This window comes from Streptacidiphilus jiangxiensis, from assembly GCF_900109465.1.
Lineage (GTDB): Bacteria > Actinomycetota > Actinomycetes > Streptomycetales > Streptomycetaceae > Streptacidiphilus > Streptacidiphilus jiangxiensis.
The window spans coordinates 1-19031 of sequence record NZ_FOAZ01000013.1 but is presented as its reverse complement, the minus strand read 5'-3'; the positions used below and the strand labels follow the sequence as shown (position 1 = coordinate 19031).

General features: G+C 73.0%; 20 protein-coding genes. 8 read left to right on the top strand and 12 right to left on the bottom strand.

Features of this window, described 5'->3' with window-relative positions; all coding sequences use genetic code 11:
- Positions 1 to 8: 8 nt before the first annotated feature.
- The 4 genes from BMY61_RS23805 to BMY61_RS23790 form a co-directional block, all read right to left on the bottom strand.
- Positions 9 to 830 carry a GDSL-type esterase/lipase family protein gene (locus tag BMY61_RS23805; protein WP_143094486.1) on the bottom strand — a complete coding sequence of 274 codons (822 nt, stop codon included), beginning with the start codon at positions 828 to 830 and terminating at the stop codon, positions 9 to 11.
- 375 nt (positions 831 to 1205) lie between these two features.
- On the bottom strand, positions 1206 to 1958 hold the full coding sequence (locus BMY61_RS23800; RefSeq protein ID WP_042444057.1) for a dienelactone hydrolase family protein: 753 nt from the start codon (positions 1956 to 1958) through the stop codon (positions 1206 to 1208).
- 62 nt (positions 1959 to 2020) lie between these two features.
- Positions 2021 to 2395 carry a hypothetical protein gene (locus tag BMY61_RS23795; RefSeq protein WP_042444053.1) on the bottom strand — a complete coding sequence of 125 codons (375 nt, stop codon included), beginning with the start codon at positions 2393 to 2395 and terminating at the stop codon, positions 2021 to 2023.
- 28 nt (positions 2396 to 2423) lie between these two features.
- Positions 2424 to 3899 (bottom strand): MFS transporter, encoded by a 1476-nt coding sequence (locus BMY61_RS23790; RefSeq protein WP_063773202.1) that lies wholly within the window; start codon positions 3897 to 3899, stop codon positions 2424 to 2426.
- Between the two features lie 60 nt (positions 3900 to 3959).
- Here BMY61_RS23790 and BMY61_RS47850 point away from each other — a divergent pair, with 60 nt between their 5' ends.
- The 3 genes from BMY61_RS47850 (at position 3960) to BMY61_RS47840 (ending at position 4824) form a co-directional block, all read left to right on the top strand.
- Entirely contained in the window at positions 3960 to 4142 is a 183-nt protein-coding gene (locus BMY61_RS47850) for a winged helix-turn-helix transcriptional regulator (protein WP_052438441.1), read from the top strand.
- Positions 4139 to 4204 (top strand): hypothetical protein, encoded by a 66-nt coding sequence (locus BMY61_RS47845; protein ID WP_075004052.1) that lies wholly within the window; start codon positions 4139 to 4141, stop codon positions 4202 to 4204. The genes BMY61_RS47850 and BMY61_RS47845 overlap by 4 nt, the downstream gene beginning before the upstream one ends.
- 293 nt (positions 4205 to 4497) lie before the next feature.
- Positions 4498 to 4824 (top strand): hypothetical protein, encoded by a 327-nt coding sequence (locus BMY61_RS47840; RefSeq protein ID WP_042444051.1) that lies wholly within the window; start codon positions 4498 to 4500, stop codon positions 4822 to 4824.
- A gap of 78 nt (positions 4825 to 4902) precedes the next feature.
- Here the strand turns inward: BMY61_RS47840 and BMY61_RS23770 are convergent, their stop codons facing one another.
- From BMY61_RS23770 to BMY61_RS23760, 3 genes are all read right to left on the bottom strand, one after another.
- Positions 4903 to 5715, bottom strand: a complete 813-nt coding sequence (locus tag BMY61_RS23770) for a hypothetical protein (RefSeq protein WP_042444049.1) — start codon at positions 5713 to 5715, stop codon at positions 4903 to 4905.
- Positions 5716 to 5990: 275 nt separating this feature from the next.
- Complete coding sequence (locus BMY61_RS48445; protein ID WP_042444048.1) at positions 5991 to 8726, bottom strand: helix-turn-helix transcriptional regulator; 2736 nt, start codon at positions 8724 to 8726, stop codon at positions 5991 to 5993.
- A 168-nt stretch (positions 8727 to 8894) separates the two neighbouring features.
- Entirely contained in the window at positions 8895 to 9752 is an 858-nt protein-coding gene (locus tag BMY61_RS23760) for a class I SAM-dependent methyltransferase (protein ID WP_042444047.1), read from the bottom strand.
- 111 nt (positions 9753 to 9863) lie between these two features.
- Between BMY61_RS23760 and deoD the strand changes: the two genes are divergently transcribed.
- Positions 9864 to 10574 (top strand): purine-nucleoside phosphorylase, encoded by a 711-nt coding sequence (gene deoD, locus BMY61_RS23755; protein WP_042444045.1) that lies wholly within the window; start codon positions 9864 to 9866, stop codon positions 10572 to 10574.
- Positions 10575 to 10698: 124 nt separating this feature from the next.
- On the opposite strand, the gene BMY61_RS23750 is transcribed toward deoD, so the two are convergent.
- Complete coding sequence (locus tag BMY61_RS23750) at positions 10699 to 12270, bottom strand: helix-turn-helix domain-containing protein (protein ID WP_236655905.1); 1572 nt, start codon at positions 12268 to 12270, stop codon at positions 10699 to 10701.
- Between the two features lie 259 nt (positions 12271 to 12529).
- Between BMY61_RS23750 and BMY61_RS23745 the strand changes: the two genes are divergently transcribed.
- A complete protein-coding gene (locus BMY61_RS23745) occupies positions 12530 to 13771 on the top strand; it encodes a metallophosphoesterase (RefSeq protein ID WP_082014822.1) in 1242 nt (413 codons plus the stop codon).
- A gap of 93 nt (positions 13772 to 13864) precedes the next feature.
- On the opposite strand, the gene BMY61_RS23740 is transcribed toward BMY61_RS23745, so the two are convergent.
- Complete coding sequence (locus tag BMY61_RS23740) at positions 13865 to 14062, bottom strand: twin-arginine translocase TatA/TatE family subunit (protein WP_042444041.1); 198 nt, start codon at positions 14060 to 14062, stop codon at positions 13865 to 13867.
- 115 nt (positions 14063 to 14177) lie between these two features.
- Between BMY61_RS23740 and BMY61_RS23735 the strand changes: the two genes are divergently transcribed.
- Together BMY61_RS23735 and BMY61_RS23730 are read left to right on the top strand one after the other, a co-directional pair.
- The gene (locus BMY61_RS23735; protein ID WP_082014821.1) at positions 14178 to 15458 is read left to right on the top strand and encodes an agmatine deiminase family protein; all 1281 of its coding nucleotides are present in this window, start codon (positions 14178 to 14180) and stop codon (positions 15456 to 15458) included.
- A gap of 173 nt (positions 15459 to 15631) precedes the next feature.
- Positions 15632 to 16192 (top strand): TetR/AcrR family transcriptional regulator, encoded by a 561-nt coding sequence (locus tag BMY61_RS23730; RefSeq protein ID WP_425314704.1) that lies wholly within the window; start codon positions 15632 to 15634, stop codon positions 16190 to 16192.
- 24 nt (positions 16193 to 16216) lie between these two features.
- Here the strand turns inward: BMY61_RS23730 and BMY61_RS23725 are convergent, their stop codons facing one another.
- Complete coding sequence (locus tag BMY61_RS23725; protein ID WP_042444036.1) at positions 16217 to 16774, bottom strand: DUF6817 domain-containing protein; 558 nt, start codon at positions 16772 to 16774, stop codon at positions 16217 to 16219.
- Between the two features lie 193 nt (positions 16775 to 16967).
- Between BMY61_RS23725 and BMY61_RS23720 the strand changes: the two genes are divergently transcribed.
- Positions 16968 to 17879 carry a LysR family transcriptional regulator gene (locus BMY61_RS23720; protein WP_042444033.1) on the top strand — a complete coding sequence of 304 codons (912 nt, stop codon included), beginning with the start codon at positions 16968 to 16970 and terminating at the stop codon, positions 17877 to 17879.
- Between the two features lie 93 nt (positions 17880 to 17972).
- Here the strand turns inward: BMY61_RS23720 and BMY61_RS23715 are convergent, their stop codons facing one another.
- Together BMY61_RS23715 and BMY61_RS23710 are read right to left on the bottom strand one after the other, a co-directional pair.
- Entirely contained in the window at positions 17973 to 18359 is a 387-nt protein-coding gene (locus BMY61_RS23715; RefSeq protein WP_042444031.1) for a hypothetical protein, read from the bottom strand.
- Between the two features lie 114 nt (positions 18360 to 18473).
- Positions 18474 to 19031 (bottom strand): amidohydrolase family protein (locus BMY61_RS23710; RefSeq protein WP_143094485.1); only part of this gene is annotated, 558 nt, incomplete at its 5' end.

Sequence of the window (19031 nt, the reverse complement as noted above, 5' to 3'; positions counted from 1 at the left end):
TCGCGCGGTCAGTTGGGGGTGGCCCGGTAGAGTCCGCCCATCGGTGCCTCGAAGTGCATCTCCGCCTTCGCGTTGCGCTTGAACTCGGCGTTGATGTCCTCCACGTGCGGCAGCGGTCGCGCGTACGGCTGTCCCAGGCCGAAGCGCAGCGCCAGCATGTCCGCGAAGGCGGCGGCGATGCGCAGTTCGCCGCGACCGTTGGGATGCACGCCGTCCCACGTGTGGTCCGGAGCGAAGAACTCGCGGCAGCTGTCCGCGACCGCGATCGGGCTCTCCTCGGTGGACAGCTCCGCGCAGACGTTGCGGATGACCTCGTTGCACTGGAAGACCCGTCGGCTGAAGTCGACTTCGTCGTGAGCGCGGTTGGTGTCCAGGACCGTGCCGATGATCATGTTGGAATCGGGCCGCGCGGCACGCGTGTGGTCGATGAAGGCCCGCAGATTGGCCTCGAACTCGTCCGGCTTCACGTCGTTCCACACGATGTCGTTGATGCCGAGCAGCACGAGCAGGTAGTCCGGGCGGTAGCTGGAGACCAGATCCCCGATCTCCTTCTGCGCGTTGGCGTAGGTCAGACCCCACTGGCACGCGTGGTCCCGGTCGAACTCCGGGTCGGCGTACTCGAAGTCCTCGTCGCCCATCTGCCCGGTCGCGACGGTGTCGAGCGTCTTCTTCGGGCCGAGGAAATCGACCTCGATGCCCTGGGTGCGCAGGTGCTTCCAGAAGCGGTAGCGCCAGGTGAAGTCACCCGTCGAGCCGTGGCTGATGGAGTCGCCGACCATCATCAGGGTGACGTCGACCGTGTCGGGGTTGTCCAGGTCCATCGTGGTCATGCTGTTCTCCTTGTACGTTCTTCGGATCACGTCGCCCACGGTGAGTCCCGGCTGGTCGCTCGGCCGCTGAATGCCGATCAACACCGGCTCTTCGCACAGGTCCTGGGCGCCGGATGAGGAGACGGGGAGAATGCACGAATGCTCCTCCGGGTGCCGGAGTCGTGCGGGACGGGCGACTCAGAACGTACACGAATGCAAGTGTCGTCCGTCCGGCTCGTCGGCCGTTCCGGTGACCTTCGCCCCGTGGTGGTGCCGGAGTTTCACCCGAAGGGAGCCGCGATCTCGCCGGCGGAGGTGAGCAGCCGTGGGCATCGCGAGGCCCCACGGCGCCGCGCGTCGCGGCCCGTCGCCACCGCGGTGCGGACGACCTTCACGCTACGTGTTCGACGGGCCTTCGGGGACGCGCAGCTTCTCGTCGAGGAAGGACAGCACCCGGTCCACGCCCTCCTGCTGCCGGTGCTCGGTCAGCGTCGAGTGCTTGCGGCCGGGGAACTCCACGGCGATGAAGTTCTCGCCCAGCTCGCGCCGCAGGGTCTCGAAGCGGGTGCCGACGGCCGGATCCTGTGCGTAGCGCAGGCCCAGCACCTGGCAGCCGGCCGCGACCTTGGCCCGCACCGCCGCGTGGTCGTCGGGGCTCAGGCCGAGGTCGGCTCGTCGCGCGCGGCCCAGCGGGGCGGGTGAGGCCGGCTGGGCGAGGACCGGGGCGGCGACGGGTGCGTCGGCGAGCATCGCCAGTGCGAAGCCGCCGGTGAAGCACATGCCGATGGCTCCCAGTCCGGGCCCACCGAGCTCGGCGTGCAGCTCGCGGGCCAGGGAGCGGAGCCATGGCGCCACCGGAGTCGTCCGCCCGAGGGTGAACATGGTGAACTCACTGCTGACACAGACGCGTGCGATGCTGCGCAGCAGCTCGCCCGTGGTGGCCGGGGCCCCGTCCCGACCGAACAGGGACGGCAGCACGACGGTGAAGCCCCGCGCCACCACCTCCTCGGCGAAGCCGACGACGGCGGGGGTGATCCCCGGGATCTCATGGATGACGATCACCGCCGGGCCGCTGCCCTTGCGGTACGTCGGATGCGTGACGCCGTCGGCTGTGTGGTCGGCCTCGGTCCAGGAGTCGAGCAAGCCCATGGCGTCGAAGATACGCCCGCCGGTCGGGCGTCGGGGGCGTCATCCCGGATCGGCCCGGCCCGTCACAGGGGGGCGAGGACGTCCTGATGGGCCCCGTCGAGGACGAAGCCGTTGTCCAGCCGGACCCGGACCGTGACCCGGGCACCTCGCGCCTCGTGCGCGGTCCACACCGGCTCCAGCGCGGCGATCTCCGCCCCCAGACGCTCCCGGCTCGCAGTCGGCATGGTGTGCCCGTAGCTGTCGAACAGCGCCTTGAGCCGCTGGTACTCGCGGACCTCCTCGCTCTCCGGGAGTTCCCCGTCCACCCGCTCCACGGTGCCCTCGATCCCCGCGCCCAGCGAGAGGAACCCGACGACGGCCCCGGGCTCGTCCGCGACCGCCTCACCGATCGCCAGGTCCTGCGTCAGCCGGACGCGTCGGCCTTCCTCCAGGGTCATCCGTTCTCTCCCCTTCTCGATCGCCTGCTCAGTCGATCGGCGCCGCCGCGGCAGCAGGCGCGGCCGGCTCGCCGGTCGCGACCATTATCCGCTGCGTGCGGCGGGTGGCTGCGAGGGCGAGGGAGGCCGCGCCGGCCAGCAGGACCGCCGTGATCACCGCCGCCCAGCCACGGCGGAAGGCGTCCAGGGCGGTCTGCGGCCCGCCCGGGGTGCCGAGCAGGCTGACCGTCACGGCGACACCGAGGACCGCGCCGATCTGACGGGCCATCGTGGTCACGGCGGAGCCGGTGGCGAAGCGGGTCGGGGGCAGCGAGGCCGCGGCGGCGCCGATCAGCGTCGGGAGGACCAGGCCGACGCCCAGGCCGGTGAACAGCATGCCAGGCAGGAGCTCGGTGGCGTAGTGGGGTTGGAGCCCGACGGTGGCCGACCACCAGCCGACGCCTCCCGCGAACAGCAGGGTGCCGAGTGCCGCCAGGCGTCCGGCGCCGAGCCTGCGGACCAGCGCGGCGCTGCCCAGCGCCACGGGCGGGACCAGCAAGGGCCCGGGGGCGATGGCCAGCCCGGTGCGCAGCGCCGAGTAGCCCCAGGCGTGTTGGCACCAGAGCACCGAGGTCAGCAGCATTCCGGCGAAGGCGACGGTGAAGAGCAGCGCGGCGGTGTTGGCCGCGGCGAAGGCGGGCACCCGCAGCAACGGGAGTTCGACGACGGGCGCCGGATGGTGCGCCGAACGGCGCAGGAACCAGGCGGTCAACAGCGCCGAGGCGAGCAGCCCGCCGAGCACCCGGGCCGAGGTCCAGCCCCACTCGTCGCCCTTGACGAGCGCCACCGCGAGGGCGCCGATGGCGGCGGTGAGCAGCAAGGCCCCGAGGAGGTCGGGTAGCGGCCCGGCCTCCTTGGCGAGCGGCCGGGGCAGCACGCGGGCGCCGGCGGCGAGGGCGAGGACGCCGACCGGCACGTTGACGACGAAGACCCAGCGCCAGTCGGCCTCGACCAGCAGTCCGCCGAGGACGGGGCCGAGGCCGGCGGCGATCCCGCCGATGGAGGCCCAGGACCGGATGGCGCCGGGGCGCTCGGCCGGGGGAGTGGAGTCGAGCAGGAGAGCCAGCGAGGTGGGCATCATCGCGGCCGCCCCGACGGCCTGGAGCACGCGGGCGCCGTCGAGCAGGCCTACCGCCGGAGCGAGGGCGCAGAGCGCGGAGGCGGCCGTGAAGACCGCCAGCCCGGCGAGGAACACGGTCCGGTGCCCCACCCGGTCCGCCAGCCGTCCGGCGACGACCAGGAGCGAGGCGAAGACGATCGCGTAGGCGTTGAGCACCCAGGACAGCGTGGCCAGGCTGCTGCCCTGGAAGTGCTGCTGCATCGCCGGGAGCGCGACGTTGACGATGAACAGGTCGAGGTTGGCGACGAAGACCGCGGCCGCGACGACCAGGAACGCCGCGCGGCGATGCGGCGCGGACCGGGTGGGCGGCTCCGCGACTAGGTTTGATATTCCTACTGAGTCCATGGCGCGAAACGCTAGCGGTAGTGAGTTTGAATACGCAACCCTCTATGGGGGGCTGGTGCGGTGACCCCGACGAGTCCCGACTCCAAGGCCGGCGCCGCGCCCCTGCCCGGCCGCCCCTGCTCCGTCGCCGAGGCCCTCCACATCGTCGGCGAGAAGTGGGCCCTGCTCGCCGTGCGTGAACTGCTCTACCGCAACCATCGCTTCGACACAGCGAGCGGCCCCCGCGCTACGAGTACCACCTGACGGAAGCCGGGCGGGACCTCGTCCCACTCGTTCAGTCGCTGCTCGCATGGGGGGACCGCTAGCTCTCGGCCGAGCCGCCGGTGGTGCAGCAGCACCACCCTGCGGACCACCAGGACCACCCCCTCGACGCGGCCTGGGTCTGCCGCACCTGCGGGGTGCCGGTGCGGACCGGTGGCGTCACCCTGGAGATCCGCTCACCCCTTTGGGTCCGTCAGGGTCCCGTCCCGGAAGGCGCTGACGGTCCACTGCCGCAAACGAGTGGAGCCTTCGGCCTTTGGTGTGTGCATGCCCGCTCGGGGTTACGGATGTGCCCGCGCGGTCCCCATCCGAGGGATCGTCGAGCGAGAGGACATCCATGCTCCCCGGACGACTCGTCGGCGCGGGCCTGGCGGCGGTGGCGCTGGCGGCCACCCTGGCCGGACCCGCCCAGGCCGACAACCTGCCCGAGACGGTGGCCGCCACCGGCTCCCCGAGCGGCGTCACCGCCCTGTGCCCCCAGGGGCTGCACCCGGCCGACAACGTCACCATCACCAACGGCGACGGCACCCCGCTCGGCCCGAACCAGCGCTGGACGTGGCGGGACACGGACGGCCAGCCGGGCGTCATCGCCTGGATCGGCCCCTACCTCAACTCGCCGCCCCCGCCGCCCAGCATCACGCTGACGATCTCCTGCGTCTGCTGAGCACCCGCCCCCGGCGGTGGCGCCCGGACCGGGCCGCGCCCTGAACGAACGGGGCGGCCCGGGACGGGCGCTGAAGCATCAGGGGGTGGGACCGGGGAAGTCCGCCATCGGGCAGTACGTCGGCTGGGTCGGGTCGTACTGGTGGATCCCGATCGCGATACCCGCCTGAGAGCTGCCGGTCAGCGGGGAGTCCCCGACCAGCAGCAGCGCGTGCCACCCGGTCTGCTTGGCCGTGTAGAGAGTGCAGTTGTCGACGACCTTGGTGCTCTGCCCCGCGGCGGCCGCGCTGCGGCCCTGCACGTACGTCGACGCCTGGCCCGGCGTCGCCTCCAGCAGGTACAACTGCTGCGCCGCGGTGGGCGACGACGCCCAGAACGACTCGCCCGCCGTCAGGTAGATGTCGGAGACGGTCGCCACCTGACTGCCGTTCAGCACGGAGAAGGCGATGTCCGGGTCGCCGGCTCCGGTCGTCCCGTGGTGGGTGGGCGTCGGGATGGTGGTGATCTTCGCGCCGTACTGGGCCTCGACCCAGTAGGAACCGGCGGTGTGCTGGACGACCTGCGGGTACCAGGTGCCGAACGGGCTGGTGCCGGCGTTGGAGTCCACGGCGACGAAGTTGGTCCGGTCCGCGCCCACGTTGCTGCTGCCGGCGAGGCCGCCGCCGGCGTTCAGCAGGGTGAGTCCGTCGTTCGCGCCCGCGGCCGGCTGGACCGCGGACACCGACCAGTAGGCGTACGACGTGGCGTAGTTGTACCCCTGGGCCACCGTCGACTGGACCGCGGTGCCGTTCGGCAGGACGCCGCCCGCCCAGGCGCTTCCGGTGAAACCGAGGGCCAGCGCCGTCGCCGAAGCGCCGACCGCCAGCAGCCGTCCGGTCTTTCTGACATTCACGAGCGCCTCCGGGCGCGTAGTAAGGAACTGCCGGGAGAAAAGTAGCGGGACGCATCCGCCCACGCGTGAGTAATTGCTACTTCACCGGCAACTGTGAGTACCGACTACTCACGCCCGGCCGCATCCCGGAGACCTACCGTGAGGCTTCTTCCGCTTGCCCCGTTGAATACTTGAACGGAGATTGTCCGTGCTCCGCGAGAAAATCGTCAGGACTCTGTGGCGCAACGAATCCGCACGGACGCTGGCCTGGGCCGTCGGCGCCATGCTCGTCGCGATCATTCTGGTTGTCGCCCTGCGGATGTGACGCCCGATACGCCCAGCGCCGCGGGGAGTTCCTGGCGTCCCGCGATGCCCAGCGTCACATAGGCGCGCTGGAGTTGGTTCTCCACCGTGCGCACCGACAGCGAGAGCATTCCGGCGATCCTCTTGTTGGTCGCACCGTTGGCGGCGAGCAGGGCGATCTCGCGCTGCCGGCCGCTGAGCGCGGTGGTGGTCTCGGCGGGGAGCAGCAGTGGGGTGCGAGCGCCCTCGCAGTGGGCCGCCCAGGAAGCCGCCTGGCGGGCGGCAGCGGTGGCGGCACGGGTGCGGCCGGCTCGGCGCAGGGCGACCGAGGCGCTGTTGGCGGCCTCGGCGGCCGTCAGGTCGGCGCCCAGGGTCTGGAGCTCCACCGCCGCCGCGAGCAGCTGGTCCGGCTCGTCACACGCCAGGGCGGTGGCCAGGGACAGCCGGGCGGCGGGCCAGGCCCCCTGGCACGACGGGGCCAGCTCGCGCAGCCGCTCGACGACCTCGCGGGCGCCGCCCAGGCGGGCCGTCTCGGTCAGCAGCAGCGACTCGGTGGTCCGTATGCCGGCCGCGGCCGCCTCGGCGGCCCCGACCCGCAGGACGCGGCGGGCACCGTCCAGGTCGCCACCGGCCGCGGCCGTCCACGCCCGGGCCAGATAGGCCGTGTCGCGGTACAGGGGAAGCCCCGTCCCGGCGTCCGCCTCGGCCAGGAGGCGGCGGGCGGCCGCGCCGTCGCCGAGGACGGCGACGCAGGCCGCGATGCCGTGCAGGGCCGCGTGCAGGGCGTTCGCACTGCGCTGCGTCCGGGCCCGGGCGGCGGCTTCGGCGTACCAGCGCCGGGCGGTGGCCGGCCGCCCGGCCAGCCACTCGGTGAGGCCCAGGTTGATGGCGAGCCAGATGGCGGGCACGGATATGTCCGCCTCCGTCAGCTGCTTGAACGCCCGCTCGCCGACCTCGCGTGACTCCGCCAGTCGACCCAGTCCGCGCAGCGACGCGCTCAGGCCGATGAGCTGCGAGGCCGGGTGCGGATACAGGCTCCGCTGGTCGAGCCGCTCGTGACTGCGGTGGACGGCTTCGGCGAACGCGGCGGCCTCGGCACTGCGACCGGTCAGGTCCAGGCCGGCCACCTTCATCATGGCCCCCGCGAGCCATGGGGCCGGGTCCGCGCCGCCGTCCGGACCGGGCCGCGCGTCGGCCGCGGGCCGCAGCTCGGCCGACGGGTCGAGGTCGGGGTGCGCGTCGAGCTCGGGGTGCAGGTCGTCCAACAGGGCCAGCCCGTGTTCGGGTTGGCCCGCCGGGATGCGGACCGCCGCCTCGCTGTAGCGCAGCATCCGCAGCCACGGTTCCCCCGTGACCCGGGCCTGGGCCCGCGCGATCACCGCCAGCGCGTCGTCGGTGCGGCCTGCGGCCCAGAACAGGTTCATGGTGCGCGAGATCGCCACCGCCACCACGTCCGACTCGCTCACGGCGGCGGCGTCCGCGTCGGCGAGCACCGCCTCCGCCTCGACGGTGTCGCCAAGCTCGAACAGGACCTCGCCGAGCAGGTGCCGCGTGGTGACCGACTGCCGTCCCTCGGCCTCGGCCGCGCGCAGCAGCCTGGCGGCCAGCGGGTAGTCGTGGGCGTAGCGGGCCAGCGACGCGGCCTCCAGCAGCAGCGCCGGATCGGCGGTGCCGGTGGCGGCGAGCTGCCACGCGGCCAGCCGACGCCGGTCGTCGCGTCGCCGCGCGCCACCCGCGGTGGTGCGTTCGATCTGGGCCAGGAGATGGTGGCGACGGCGCAGCGGTGCGAGGCCGGCCCGGAGGAGTTCCCCGTACAGCGGGTGCGCGAGGCAGACCTCGGTCCGGCGACGGTCCGTCGTTGTACGGACGAGACCGGCCGCCTCCAGATCGGCCAGCACCGGGAGCGGCGCCAGCGCCTGCGCGTCGGCCAGCGGCACCGGCGCGCACAGGGCCAGCAGTTCCAGCACGGCCCGGCCCTGCTCCGGGACGGCGCCCAACCGGGCGTCGACCAGCTCGGTCAGCCGCGAAGTCGCCTGTGGCTCCCCGTCGGTGAGCGACCACAGCTCGCCGTCGAAGGTCAACCGTCCTGCCGCCGACGCCCCCTCCACCAGCTCGCGCAGGAACAGCACGTTGCCGCCGGAGACGCGGTGCAGCTCGAAGGACGTGCGCCGCGCCGCCGGCGCGCCCAGGGCCTGCTGCAGCACGGCGTCGGTCTGCTGCGGGGTGAAGGCGCCCACGTCCACCCGGCGCACCGAGGGATCGCCGCAGAGCGCCACCACGGCGGCGCCGAGTGGCTGTCCGGTCCGCAGGGTGCCGAGCAGCCGGACCACGCCGGCGTCCGTCAGCTGGCGCAGCAGCACCACGGAGGCCGAGTCGAGCAGATGCAGGTCGTCCACGAGCAGCGCCCAGCGTCGGTCCCGGCCCGGGCCGGCCAGCCGCCGCGCCACGGCGGTGAAGCCCGCCACCGGATCCGACAGGTCCACACCCGGCGGGATCAGGTGGGCGATCGCCGCCAACGGCATCTCCGCGGCCGCGGCCGTCGCCGTCGCCCGGCCACCCCGGAAGCCCGACCGCACCGCTCGGGCCAGGAACTCCTCGGCCAGCCGGGTCTTGCCGACACCGGCTGGACCGGAGACCACCAGCCCCCGGCAGGTGCCCCACGCGGCGTCGAAGTCGGCCAGCTGTTCGTCGCGCGCGGTCAGCGGCCACTGCGAGGACCTGAGGTTCATGAAGCTCTCCCGAGCAGCTCGTGCGCATGCCGCCGGGCCGCGTCCGGGCAGAGTGTAGCGACCTCAGGTGCCGTGGTCGGGGCCGGTCCGGGGTCCGTCCCGGGACGGCCCGGCGGACGGCGCGGGGCGCGGCTCCCGGACCGGCCGGGGCTCGGGGCGCGGGGCGACTCAGGCCGGTCGGGTGGCCCGCAGGGCGAACATCAGCGGCACGCGCGGACGGTCGCCCGGCAGGCGCCACCAGCCGCTCTCGTCACGCGTCATCGCCGCGAACCGAGGCCACGGGAGCAGGTCGGTCTCCCGCAGCGACTCCAGCCGCAGCCCCGCACCCACCAGCGCGTCGACGACGTCGCCGATGCCGTGCCGCCACTCGTAGCTGACCTGGTCCCGCTCCAGCGACGGTCCGTCGGTGTACGTGCGGCCGGACGCGTGGCGCTCGGGCCCCCGGCCCCCCAGGTAGTCGTTGCGCAGCCGCAGTTCGCCGTCCTGCTCGTCCGGGTCAGGGACGGGGCCGAGCGCGTTGAGCAGCGGATGGAACTCCACGACGTACAGCAGGCCGCCGGGAGCGAGCAGCTCTCGGACCACCGAGGCCCAGCGGTCCAGGTCCGGGAGGTAGCACAGCGCGCCCTTGCCGGTGTAGACGACGTCGAAGCGCCGCCCGTCGAGGGCCGCGACCGCGTCGTACACGTCGGCCTGGACGAAACCGGTGTCCAGCCCCGCCCCGGCGGCCAGCTTCCTGGCCTCCGCGACCGAGGCCCCGGACAGGTCGAGCCCGACCACGGGCGCCGCGCCGCGCAGGGAGAACGCCTGGGTCTCGGCCCCCAGATGGCACTGCAGGTGCAGCACCGATCGCCCGCGCAGCTCGCCGAGATCGGTCCACTCGAACGGGGCGAACCAGTCGTCGGGTCGGCGGCTGCCGTCGAGGCCGTAGAAGGCGCTCGCGGTGTGCACGGGCGTGCGGGCGTCCCAGTTGCGCCGGTTGGCATGGATCATCTCGGGAACGGTGAGTTCACCGCTGCTGTCGGTCATGCGGGATTCCTGTCCATCGGGACGCGGATCAAGCCGAGCTGTTGCGAGGTCGACCCGCCTGACCGAAGGTGAGGTGATGGACAAGCTCCCCGACCTGAAGGACCTCGGCTGATGGTCACGCCGCACATCGCCGCGGGGCCCGCCGACTTCGCGCCCCGCGTGCTGATGCCGGGCGATCCGCTGCGCGCCCGCCGCATCGCCCAGGACTTCCTGACGGACGCCCGGCAGGTGACGGACGTGCGCGGCATCCTCGGCTTCACCGGCACCTACCGGGGCGAACCGATGTCCGTGATGGCCTCCGGTATGGGAGCGCCGTCCATGAGCATCTACGCCACCGAGCTCTTCCGGTTCTACGGGGTGCAGCGCATCATCCGGGTCGGCACGGCGGGTGCCCTGCAGGAGTCGCTGAGCCTCGGTGACGTGATCGTGGTCTCGGCCGCGCACACCGACGCGACCGCGGCCACGGTCCGGGTGCCGGGCGTGACCCTCTCCCTGGCGCCGTCCCCGCGGCTCCTCGTCGACGCGCTCGCCGCGGCGGGCGACGACGCGCAGGTCGGGCCGGTGCTGAGCTCCGACTACTTCTACCTCGACCGTCCCGAGGTCATCGACCGGCTGACGGCACTCGGCACCCTCGCCGTCGAGATGGAGGCCGCGGGCCTGTACGCCGTCGCCGCCGCCGAGCAGCGCGAGGCCCTCACCGTGCTCACCGTCAGCGACCACATCCGCACCGGCGAGGCGATGGACGCGGCCACGCGCGAGACCCGCTACCAGCGCATGGTCGACATCGCGGCGCGCGCCCTGCTGGCCCGCCCGGTCGGATGATCCTGCGCCGGGCCGCGCTGACCCCGGCTCACCCGGCCGCTCTCCCGTTCGGCGTGCGGCCCGCGACGGAACCAGTGCTCGGCAACCGGCAGTTCGCGCGCCGCTCGCGCGGCGGGCGAGGGGTTCACACGCGCGTCTCCCGGAGGTCGGCGGCTGGGGCGGGGGCGTCCGCGAGGCGCAGGGCGCGGCGGGCGAGCCAGAGGTCGAACCGGTCGCTGGGGGGACGCAGGACCGGCCGGTCGAGGAGGTGCTCGACCCGGCCGAGACGTTTGCGCACCGCGGTGGTCGACAGGCCCAGCTCGGCGGCGGTCGGGGCGAGCCGGGCGTCGTGACGGAGCCAGGTGTCCAGCGTGGGCCGGAGTCCCGCCTCATCAAGGGGGGCCAGGAGGCCTCGGGCCCACTCCAGCACGGTGGGGCGGGTGAGCAGGGCGTCGAGCCCGGCGGGCGGGCCGGGCGGCGCGTCGTCGTCCGGTGGAGCGGGGAGCTGCGCCTCGGCGCGCAGCGCCAGGGAGAGCAGGGCCTGGTCGGGCAGCCGGTCCAGGTCGAGCGCGAGCAGGCCCTCGACCTGCTGCAGCCGGGCCGACACGGTGTTGCGGTGGATCTTGAGCAGGGCGGCGGCCTGCGCCGAGAAGGCAAGCCAGGACGCGGCCGTGACGGCCAGTTCGGCGCTGTCCGGATCCTGCGGGCGTCGGGCCCGGTGCGAGCGGAGCGGAGCCAGCAGGTCCCGGGCCCAGGGTCGCAGCTCCGGGCCGATGACGAGCACCGGATCAGGTCGGTGGGCGAACGTCGCCCAGCGCCCCGCGCGGCCACGCGCGGTGACCAGGGCGCGGAACGCCTGCTCGTAGCCGAGGGCGGTGTCCCGCAGTGGAACGCAGTCGCTGACGCCCACCAGGCAGTCGTCCAGGGCCGCGGCCAGCGTCGACGCCAGTGTCGAGGCCAGCGTCGAGGCCGGGGCCGAGGCCGAGGTGGTCAGGGACGCCGGGGCGAGGACCAGCACATGGTCGTGGTAGACGGGGCACGGGACCACCCACGCGCCCGGCGCCAGCCCCACGCACCGGCGGGTCACGTCGTCGCGCAGGTGCGGCGGTGACTCCACGACATGGAACCGCATCACGTCCGGCAGCGTGGGCTCCAGCAGGTCGGCGATCTGCCGGGCCGTGGTGACGTGACCGTTCATCAGCAGGTGCAGCACCGCTTCGCGGTTGCTCGCCTCGGTGAGCTCCAGGCGCCGCCACCGCTGCTCGGCGCATTCGGTGCGCCAGCACAGGTCCAGCACCGAGGACGCGTCCGCGAGCAGGGTGGACAGGCCGTCCGGCAGCGGCCGCGACGCGACCGCGGCCAGCACGGGTGCGTCGTCCCCACCCAGGGAGATGATCACGACCGCCTGGTTGCCCTCGTCGAGGACGAGGGAGTCCAGGCCGCGGGTGCGCAACTCTCCGGCCGCCCGGTGGGCGAGGACGACACCCTCGTCGCCGCCGCCCTGCCGGTCGTCGCTGCCCTGCCGGTCCCCGTCACCGAGCCGGTCGCCGTCGGGGGCGACCAGGAGTACCCGGGCGTGGGTGCGGGCCGTCAGCCAGTTCAGCACCGATCCGCTGCCGCCACCGCGTGCCGCCCGCTGCATCGCGAGGATGTCCTCGGCCCGCCGGTAGGCCCGTTCCGACGCGGACTCGGGCTCGGGCTCGGACCGGGGAGGCATGGGGAGAGGCTACCGGTCGAGGCCGCTCACTGTGCAGAGTGGAACCTCCGGCCCCGCTCTGCCTGTGCAGAGTGGAACTGGGCGGGCCGCGCGGCGTTGGCTAGGTTCGGAACACGATCGCATGTCCCCGGCGGTACGGGGGTCCGCCGGGGCCGCGAGCGTCGCCACCTGCTGCTGAACGCCCTTGCCGCACCCGGGCGATTCCCTCCTTTCCCGCGTGCCGGATGATTGAGTCGGGCGCAGGACGTGAGGAGACGACGTGGCAGACATCCAATCCATCCGCTCGGGGTCCGAGGCGGGGTCCGAGGCGGGGCCGGGGCCCCGGCCGGAGGCGGAGCCGACCGCGTCCGCGCGCCCTCGGCGCCTGCGGCGGCGGATCGGCGTGCTCGTCGTCGTCCTCGTGGTGCTGTGTCTGCCGCCGTGGTGGACGCTGGTCGCCGGGGCCGGCTGGCCCGTCCCGGTCGTCGTGGCCGGCACTCTGGTCCTCGTCGCGTGGATGGTCTCCTTCCCCTTCCTGATGGTCAGGGGACACGGGCGCCGACGCGACGACCGGGCGGCCCGCTTCGCGGACACCTCCCTCGGGGTGGTCTGGGTGCTGTTCACCTGGTCGCTGCTGGGCGGCCTGGTGGGCCTCGTGCTCGCCGGGCTCGGCGTCGGTGGCGCCGACCGCGGCAGGCTGGTGGCCGTGGCGGTCGCCGCGGTCGCGGCCGTGCTGCTGGGCTGGGGCCACTACGAGGCGATGCGCGTGCCGCGCGTGAAGCGGCTGGACGTCCACCTCCCGCGGCTCGGCAGCGGCTTGGACGGGACGCGCGTCGTGGTGCTCGCCGACACCCACTACGGGCCGATCGACCGGGCGCGCTGGTCGGCACGCGTCACCGAGGCCGTCAACGCGCTCGACGCCGACGTCGTGGTGCACGCGGGCGACATCGCCGACGGCACGCCCGTCCAGCGCCGGGAGCAGTCCGCGCCGCTCGGCGCGATCCGGTCGACGCTGGCCAGGGTCTACGTGACCGGCAACCACGAGTACGGCAGCGAGGCTCAGGGCTGGCTGGACCGCATGGCCGAGCTGGGCTGGGAGGCGCTGCACAACCGTCACGTCGTGGTGGAGCGCGGCGGGGACACCCTCGTGCTCGCGGGGGTGGACGACGTGACCGCCGAGTCCTCCGGACTGGACGGGCACCGCACCGACCTGGACGGCGCGCTGACGGGCGCGGACCCGGCCGCGCCGGTGCTGCTCGTCGCCCACCAGCCCAAGTTCGTGCCCCAGGCCGCGGCCGCCGGGATCGACCTGCAGATCTCCGGGCACACGCACGGCGGCCAGATCTGGCCGTTCAACTTCCTGGTCCGGATCGACCAGCCGGTGGTGCACGGCCTGAGCCGGCACGGCGAGCGGACCCAGCTGTACACCAGCCGGGGCGCCGGCTTCTGGGGTCCGCCCTTCCGGGTCTTCGCGCCGAGCGAGATCACCCTGCTCACCCTGCGCGCCGGCGCGGGCGAGTAGCCCGGGGTCGGCGTGCGCGGGCTGCCGCAGTGAGCGCCCGCGTCCCTCCTTGTTCCGCCCGCACACCGAGGCGTTGACCGGCGCGTGCGGGCGCTATCGAGCCGTGTGGTCGTGCTGCTCCAGACTCTCCGGACTCTCCGGACTTCCCGGACGCATCGCGCCGACCTCGGACTTGAGGATCCGCAGTGATCTGCCCAGGGCGCGGGCGGAGTCGGGCAGGCGCTTCGCGCTGAAGAGCAGCAGCACGACGACGGCGATGACGACGATCTCCAACCCGCGGTTCTCGAGCATCGGATTCCCTTTCGTTCGGTCCGCCCGTCCCAACTATTGACCGAGCGCTTGGTCAGTTATAGCTTTCGCGGCAGCCGACGGGAAGCCCGTCGGATGTCGAACATGGAGGCACGACATGACCGATCACGTGGAGCCGGTGGAGTCCGCCGAGGAGACGCCGGAGCCGGCGGCGCGACAGGGTCGACGGATGGACCGTCGTGGCTTTCTGGCGATCGCGGGACTGACGACCGTCGGCGTGGTGTGGGCGGCGAACAGCGGCTCGCAGCAGGCCCGGGCCGCGACCGTCCCCGACCCGTGCGGCTCGCCGTCGCCGACCCCGACGCCCACCCCGACGTCCACCGGAGGCGGCACGGGGACGTTCGCGGTGCCGATCGACAGCGCGAAGCACACCCGCACCTGGATGGCCTGGCCGGACGACCCGACCATCTGGACCGGCGGCGCCGGGGGCCGGCGCGGCTCGTCGCCCTCCGTCGCCCAGATCCAGTCGAACATCGCCCGGGTGGCGAACACGATCGCCAAGTACGAGCCCGTGATCATGTGCGCGAACCCGGCGAGCGCCTCGTCCGCGCGGGCGGCCTGCACCAACCCCAACGTCACCGTGATCACCTCGATCCCCGTCAACGACTGCTGGATGCGCGACTCCGGCCCGGTCTTCCGGACCAACGGCGCGGGCGGCCTCGACGCGGTGGGCCTCAACTTCAACGGGTGGGGCGGCCAGCAGACGGTCACCAACGACGCCAAGGTCGCGCAGCTCGTCGCCGCCTACGCCGGGGTGCCGTTCACGGCAGCCGGGTTCGTCAGCGAGGGCGGCGCCATCGAGGCCGACGGTCTCGGCACGCTGATGGCGACACAGAGCAGCATCGTCGACCCCAAGCGCAACCCGAACATGACCCAGGCCCAACTGGAGAGCGCCATGTGCGCCGCGTACGGCGCCACCAAGGTCATCTGGTTCCCGGGCATCTCCGGCCAGGACATCACCAACGACCACGTGGACGCGACCTCGCGCTTCGTCGGCGCGGGCACCGCCCTGGTCCAGACACCCAACCCGGCCGACCCCGCGGACATCTGGTCCAACGACGAGCAGCAGCAGTACAACCTGCTGTCGGCGGCCGCCAACGCCCAGGGCACCGCCATGCAGGTCACCAAGCTGCAGGCGCCGGACTACAACTACATCCGGCAGACCAGCACGAACTTCGTCGACTCCTATGCCAACTACTACGTCTGCAACGGAGCGGTGATCTCCGCGCAGTTCGGCGACACCACGAGCGACGCGAACGCCAAGGCGGTGCTGGCCGGCATGTTCCCCGGCAGGGTGATCGAGCAGATCAACATCGACTACATCGGCCTGGGCGGCGGCGGCATCCACTGCGTCACGCAGCCCCAACCGGCGCCGTAGCCCGCCCGCGGCAACCCGCGCGGCAACCCGCGCAGTGACCCGGCCTCCGCCCGGCTCGTGAGACGTCCTGGAGATCCCTGTCGCACACGGACTACAATTTCAGTCAGAAGGAGTAGACCTCCCACCAGGACCACATGCGAGAGGATGGCCGGGGCGTGGCCGACCGCAGGACGATGCTATTGGAGGCCGCCGCGCGGGTCATCGCCCGTCGCGGCGTGCGGGGCCTGCGGGTGGAGGAGCTCGCCGCCGAGGCCGGTGTGTCCACGGCGCTGATCTACTACCACTTCAAGAACCGCATGGGCATCCTCCGCGCCACGCTGGAGTTCATCAACGACCGGGCGGACCGCTACACCGGAGAACGCGACCCGGACGCGCCCCCGCTGGACGCCCGCGGCGAGCTCCTGGAGACGCTGCTGTTGGAGTTCCAGGACGACCTGGAGGTCCGGGAGAACAGCACGGCCTGGGGTGAGCTGCGGGCCTGCGCCGTCTTCGAGCCCGACCTCCAGGAGGACGTGGCCAAGTCCACCCTCGTCTGGGTCCAGGACGTCGCCGAGCTGCTCGGCCACGTCCACCCGCAGGCGGGGGCGGCGGCGCTGGCCATGTCCGCGGAGCGCCTCACGGCCCTGGTCGAGGGCCTCAGCAGCCGCTGGCTCAGCGGCAGCCTCCCGCTCCGCCACGCCCGCGACCTCGTCGTCGGCGCCGTCGACGCGGAGCTGGCCCGCCTGGCGGCCTGACCGGCTCCGGCGTGACGCGGGCGCTCACCCGGGCGCGGCGTACCGCCCGAGCCGCTGCTCGCAGGCCTCCTGGGCGGGCACGGTCAGCAGATGGCCCGCCCGCGCGAACAGCCGCTGCAGGAAAGGGCCGTAGCGGTCGGCGAGAGCGGGGTTGTGTGCCAGGACGTCGAGTTCGTTGGCGGCGGTGATCTCCATGAAGGCACACAGGTCCGGTGCCGGCGGGGTGTGCTCCCGGCCGGTGAAGCGGTCGCGGAAGACGACCGGCAGGCCGCCGCCGGCCAGCCGCGGATACACGAAACCCCGGTCGCAGCTGGCGTAGAGGTAGGCGAGTGCCTCGGCACGCTCGCCGATCGCCTCGGCCAGCAGGGGGCGCTCGTCCGGGCCCATCAGGGCGTGGTCGAACCCGTCCGTCCCGTACATGGCATGACACAAACCCGCCGCCTGCACGTCCGGCCCGGCGCCCCACCCGGCCAGCAGGCGGGTGACGCGGGTCAGGTGGTCGAGCAGGGTGCCGCCCGGATGCTCCGTCTCAGCGGCGCCACGGGCGCGCAGCAGGTCCTCGGCCGGTGTGGATCGCCCCATCGTCGTCGCGCCTCTCGGGTCGTCAGAACGCGGGCGGGTCGACACCCGCCTGCCCCTCGCCGCACCACGTCCGGATCCGGTGAGCGACAGGCGGGTTGCCGCCCTGGGCCCTGAAGCAATGATCAAGCGTGCCCGAGATCCAAGTCAATCAGCGGATTTACTGCGATCCACCCAAGCAATATCTTGGATCCCCGTGACCCTCGACGACCTCCGCGTCTTCGCCGCCGTCTGCCGGGCCGGCTCCCTGAGTGCTGCGGCCCGGGAGCTGTCCTGCACGCAGTCCGCGGTCAGCCAGCACGTGAAGCGGTTGGAGCGGGAGGTGGGCCTGAGCCTGGTGGAGCGGCACCCCCGGGGCGTGGTGCCCACCCCGGCCGGGCGCATGCTCAGCGCGGCGGTCACCGAGGGCCTCGGCGGCATCGACCACGCCCTGCGCCGGATCGAGGGGGCCGCGCGCGCGGACGGCGGGTCGGTGCGGGTCACGACCGGCGCCACGACCATCCGCCACTTCATGTCCGCGGCGGTCGTCGACTTCCGGCGCCGCTTTCCGCGCGCCAGCCTGGAGTTCGAGACCGCGACCTCCAGCCGCGGCTGTTTCGACGCGCTCGCCGCGGGCCGCGTCGACCTCGCCTGGATCACGCTGGGGCCGACCGACCGTGCCGTCGAGCAGCGGCCCGTGGTCGAAGTCCCCTGGGCGTTGGCCGTTTCGGCGTCCAGCCCGCTGGCGGCCAAGGACCGGGTCGAACCGGCGGACCTTCAGGACGCCCGGCTGATCGGGTTGCCGCAGAACTCCACCTCCCGGCTGCAACTCGGCGCCTGGCTCGGCGAAGCCGGGATCCGGCCGGTGTTCGACACCAGCGTCACCGACTGGGACACCGCGATCCTGCTGGCCGAACTCGGGCTCGGCCTCGCCGTCGTCCCCGCTCTCCCGGCCTGGTCCGGTGCCGATCACCCGGACCTGCGGCTGATCCCCATCCCTGCCCTGCCCGCCCTCAGCGTGGGCTGGTCGGTGCGCAGTTGGGACGCGCTCTCGCCGCTGGCCCGGGCCTTCACCGACGCCGTGACGGACCACTGGCGCAGGCAGACCGCCGGAGCCCGAATCGAGTGACGTGGGCGTCGCGATCAATTCGGCAGGAGAGGCGGCTCACTCACCAGGAGGCACCGGGGACTCCGGCCTGGTCGTCGAGGTGGCAGCGGGTGGTCAGGCGTCAGGGTCGACCTGGGGGTGCGTGAAGCGCACGGGCCTGCCCAGCGACCGGGCGTAGGCGATTTCGGCTCGGGTGCTGTCCCCGATGTAGTCGCCGACCACGAGCACCTCATCGGCGAGCCGGATCTTCGCCCGGTGCAGATCGTCGAGTCGAGCCTTCAGCGCCTCGGCTTCGGCGGGGTGGGACCATTCGTGCGGCGACTTCATGTCAAAGCCCGGCTTGACGACAATCTTTCCGGCTTTGGTCTCGCGCAGGTCGGCCTGGGTCATCTCGCTCATGAAGCGGGTGGAGCCGCAGATCACGACGATGCGCGGGAGGCTCAACAGCTGCTTCGCGTCGGCGAGCTTCTCCTCGGGGGTGAGCGGTGGCGGGTATGACACCGGTTCCTCCTGATGGTGTGGTCCAAGGGGGGCCTGCGGAGACGAGAACGAGGGTGTCCAAGCTCGTCTTGTGACGAGCGATGAGGACACCCTCGCCGCAGCCATTCTCGTCGTCTAGAGGAAGTAGAGCCGACTGAGCGCGACCGAGTCCGCCGGCTCGGACTGGAGGGGGTCTCCGTCGAGGGTGACCAGGCCGGTGGTGGGGTTGACGTCGACGGCGCCGAGGCGGTGGTTGCGGAGCATGTCCTTGGGGCCGATGCCGCGGGTGTGTTGGACGGCGACGCGGCGGCGGCGGGTGGGGAGTTGGTCGCCGCCTGAGACGGCGGCGCGGGCGACGAAGGCGACGGAGATGTCGGCGGCGGTGGCGCCGTGGGCGCCGAACTGGGGGCCGAGGACGAGGGGTTCGCAGCGGTCGGTGGAGGCGTTGGGGTCGCCGGTGACGCCGTAGGCGGGGAACCCGGACTTGAGGACGAGTTGGGGTTTGGCGCCGAAGTGGTCGGGGCGCCAGAGGACGATGTCGGCGAGTTTGCCGACCTCGATGGAGCCGATCTCGTGGGCGAGGCCGTGGGCGATGGCGGGGTTGATCGTCAGTTTGGCGATGTAGCGCAGGACGCGTTCGTTGTCGTCGCCGGAGTCGGTGGTCCCGTAGCTGCCTTCGCCGTCGAGGGGGCC

What these genes read in the sequence shown, in the direction of transcription:
- BMY61_RS23805 (WP_143094486.1), bottom strand. Translation starts at nt 830, where the DNA reads ATGACCACGATGGACCTGGACAACCCCGACACGGTCGACGTCACCCTG.
- BMY61_RS23800 (WP_042444057.1), bottom strand. Translation starts at nt 1,958, where the DNA reads ATGGGCTTGCTCGACTCCTGGACCGAGGCCGACCACACAGCCGACGGC.
- BMY61_RS23795 (WP_042444053.1), bottom strand. Translation starts at nt 2,395, where the DNA reads ATGACCCTGGAGGAAGGCCGACGCGTCCGGCTGACGCAGGACCTGGCG.
- BMY61_RS23790 (WP_063773202.1), bottom strand. Translation starts at nt 3,899, where the DNA reads ATGGACTCAGTAGGAATATCAAACCTAGTCGCGGAGCCGCCCACCCGG.
- BMY61_RS47840 (WP_042444051.1), top strand. Translation starts at nt 4,498, where the DNA reads ATGCTCCCCGGACGACTCGTCGGCGCGGGCCTGGCGGCGGTGGCGCTG.
- BMY61_RS48445 (WP_042444048.1), bottom strand. Translation starts at nt 8,726, where the DNA reads ATGAACCTCAGGTCCTCGCAGTGGCCGCTGACCGCGCGCGACGAACAG.
- BMY61_RS23760 (WP_042444047.1), bottom strand. Translation starts at nt 9,752, where the DNA reads ATGACCGACAGCAGCGGTGAACTCACCGTTCCCGAGATGATCCATGCC.
- deoD (WP_042444045.1), top strand. Translation starts at nt 9,864, where the DNA reads ATGGTCACGCCGCACATCGCCGCGGGGCCCGCCGACTTCGCGCCCCGC.
- BMY61_RS23750 (WP_236655905.1), bottom strand. Translation starts at nt 12,270, where the DNA reads ATGCCTCCCCGGTCCGAGCCCGAGCCCGAGTCCGCGTCGGAACGGGCC.
- BMY61_RS23740 (WP_042444041.1), bottom strand. Translation starts at nt 14,062, where the DNA reads ATGCTCGAGAACCGCGGGTTGGAGATCGTCGTCATCGCCGTCGTCGTG.
- BMY61_RS23735 (WP_082014821.1), top strand. Translation starts at nt 14,178, where the DNA reads ATGACCGATCACGTGGAGCCGGTGGAGTCCGCCGAGGAGACGCCGGAG.
- BMY61_RS23730 (WP_425314704.1), top strand. Translation starts at nt 15,632, where the DNA reads ATGCTATTGGAGGCCGCCGCGCGGGTCATCGCCCGTCGCGGCGTGCGG.
- BMY61_RS23725 (WP_042444036.1), bottom strand. Translation starts at nt 16,774, where the DNA reads ATGGGGCGATCCACACCGGCCGAGGACCTGCTGCGCGCCCGTGGCGCC.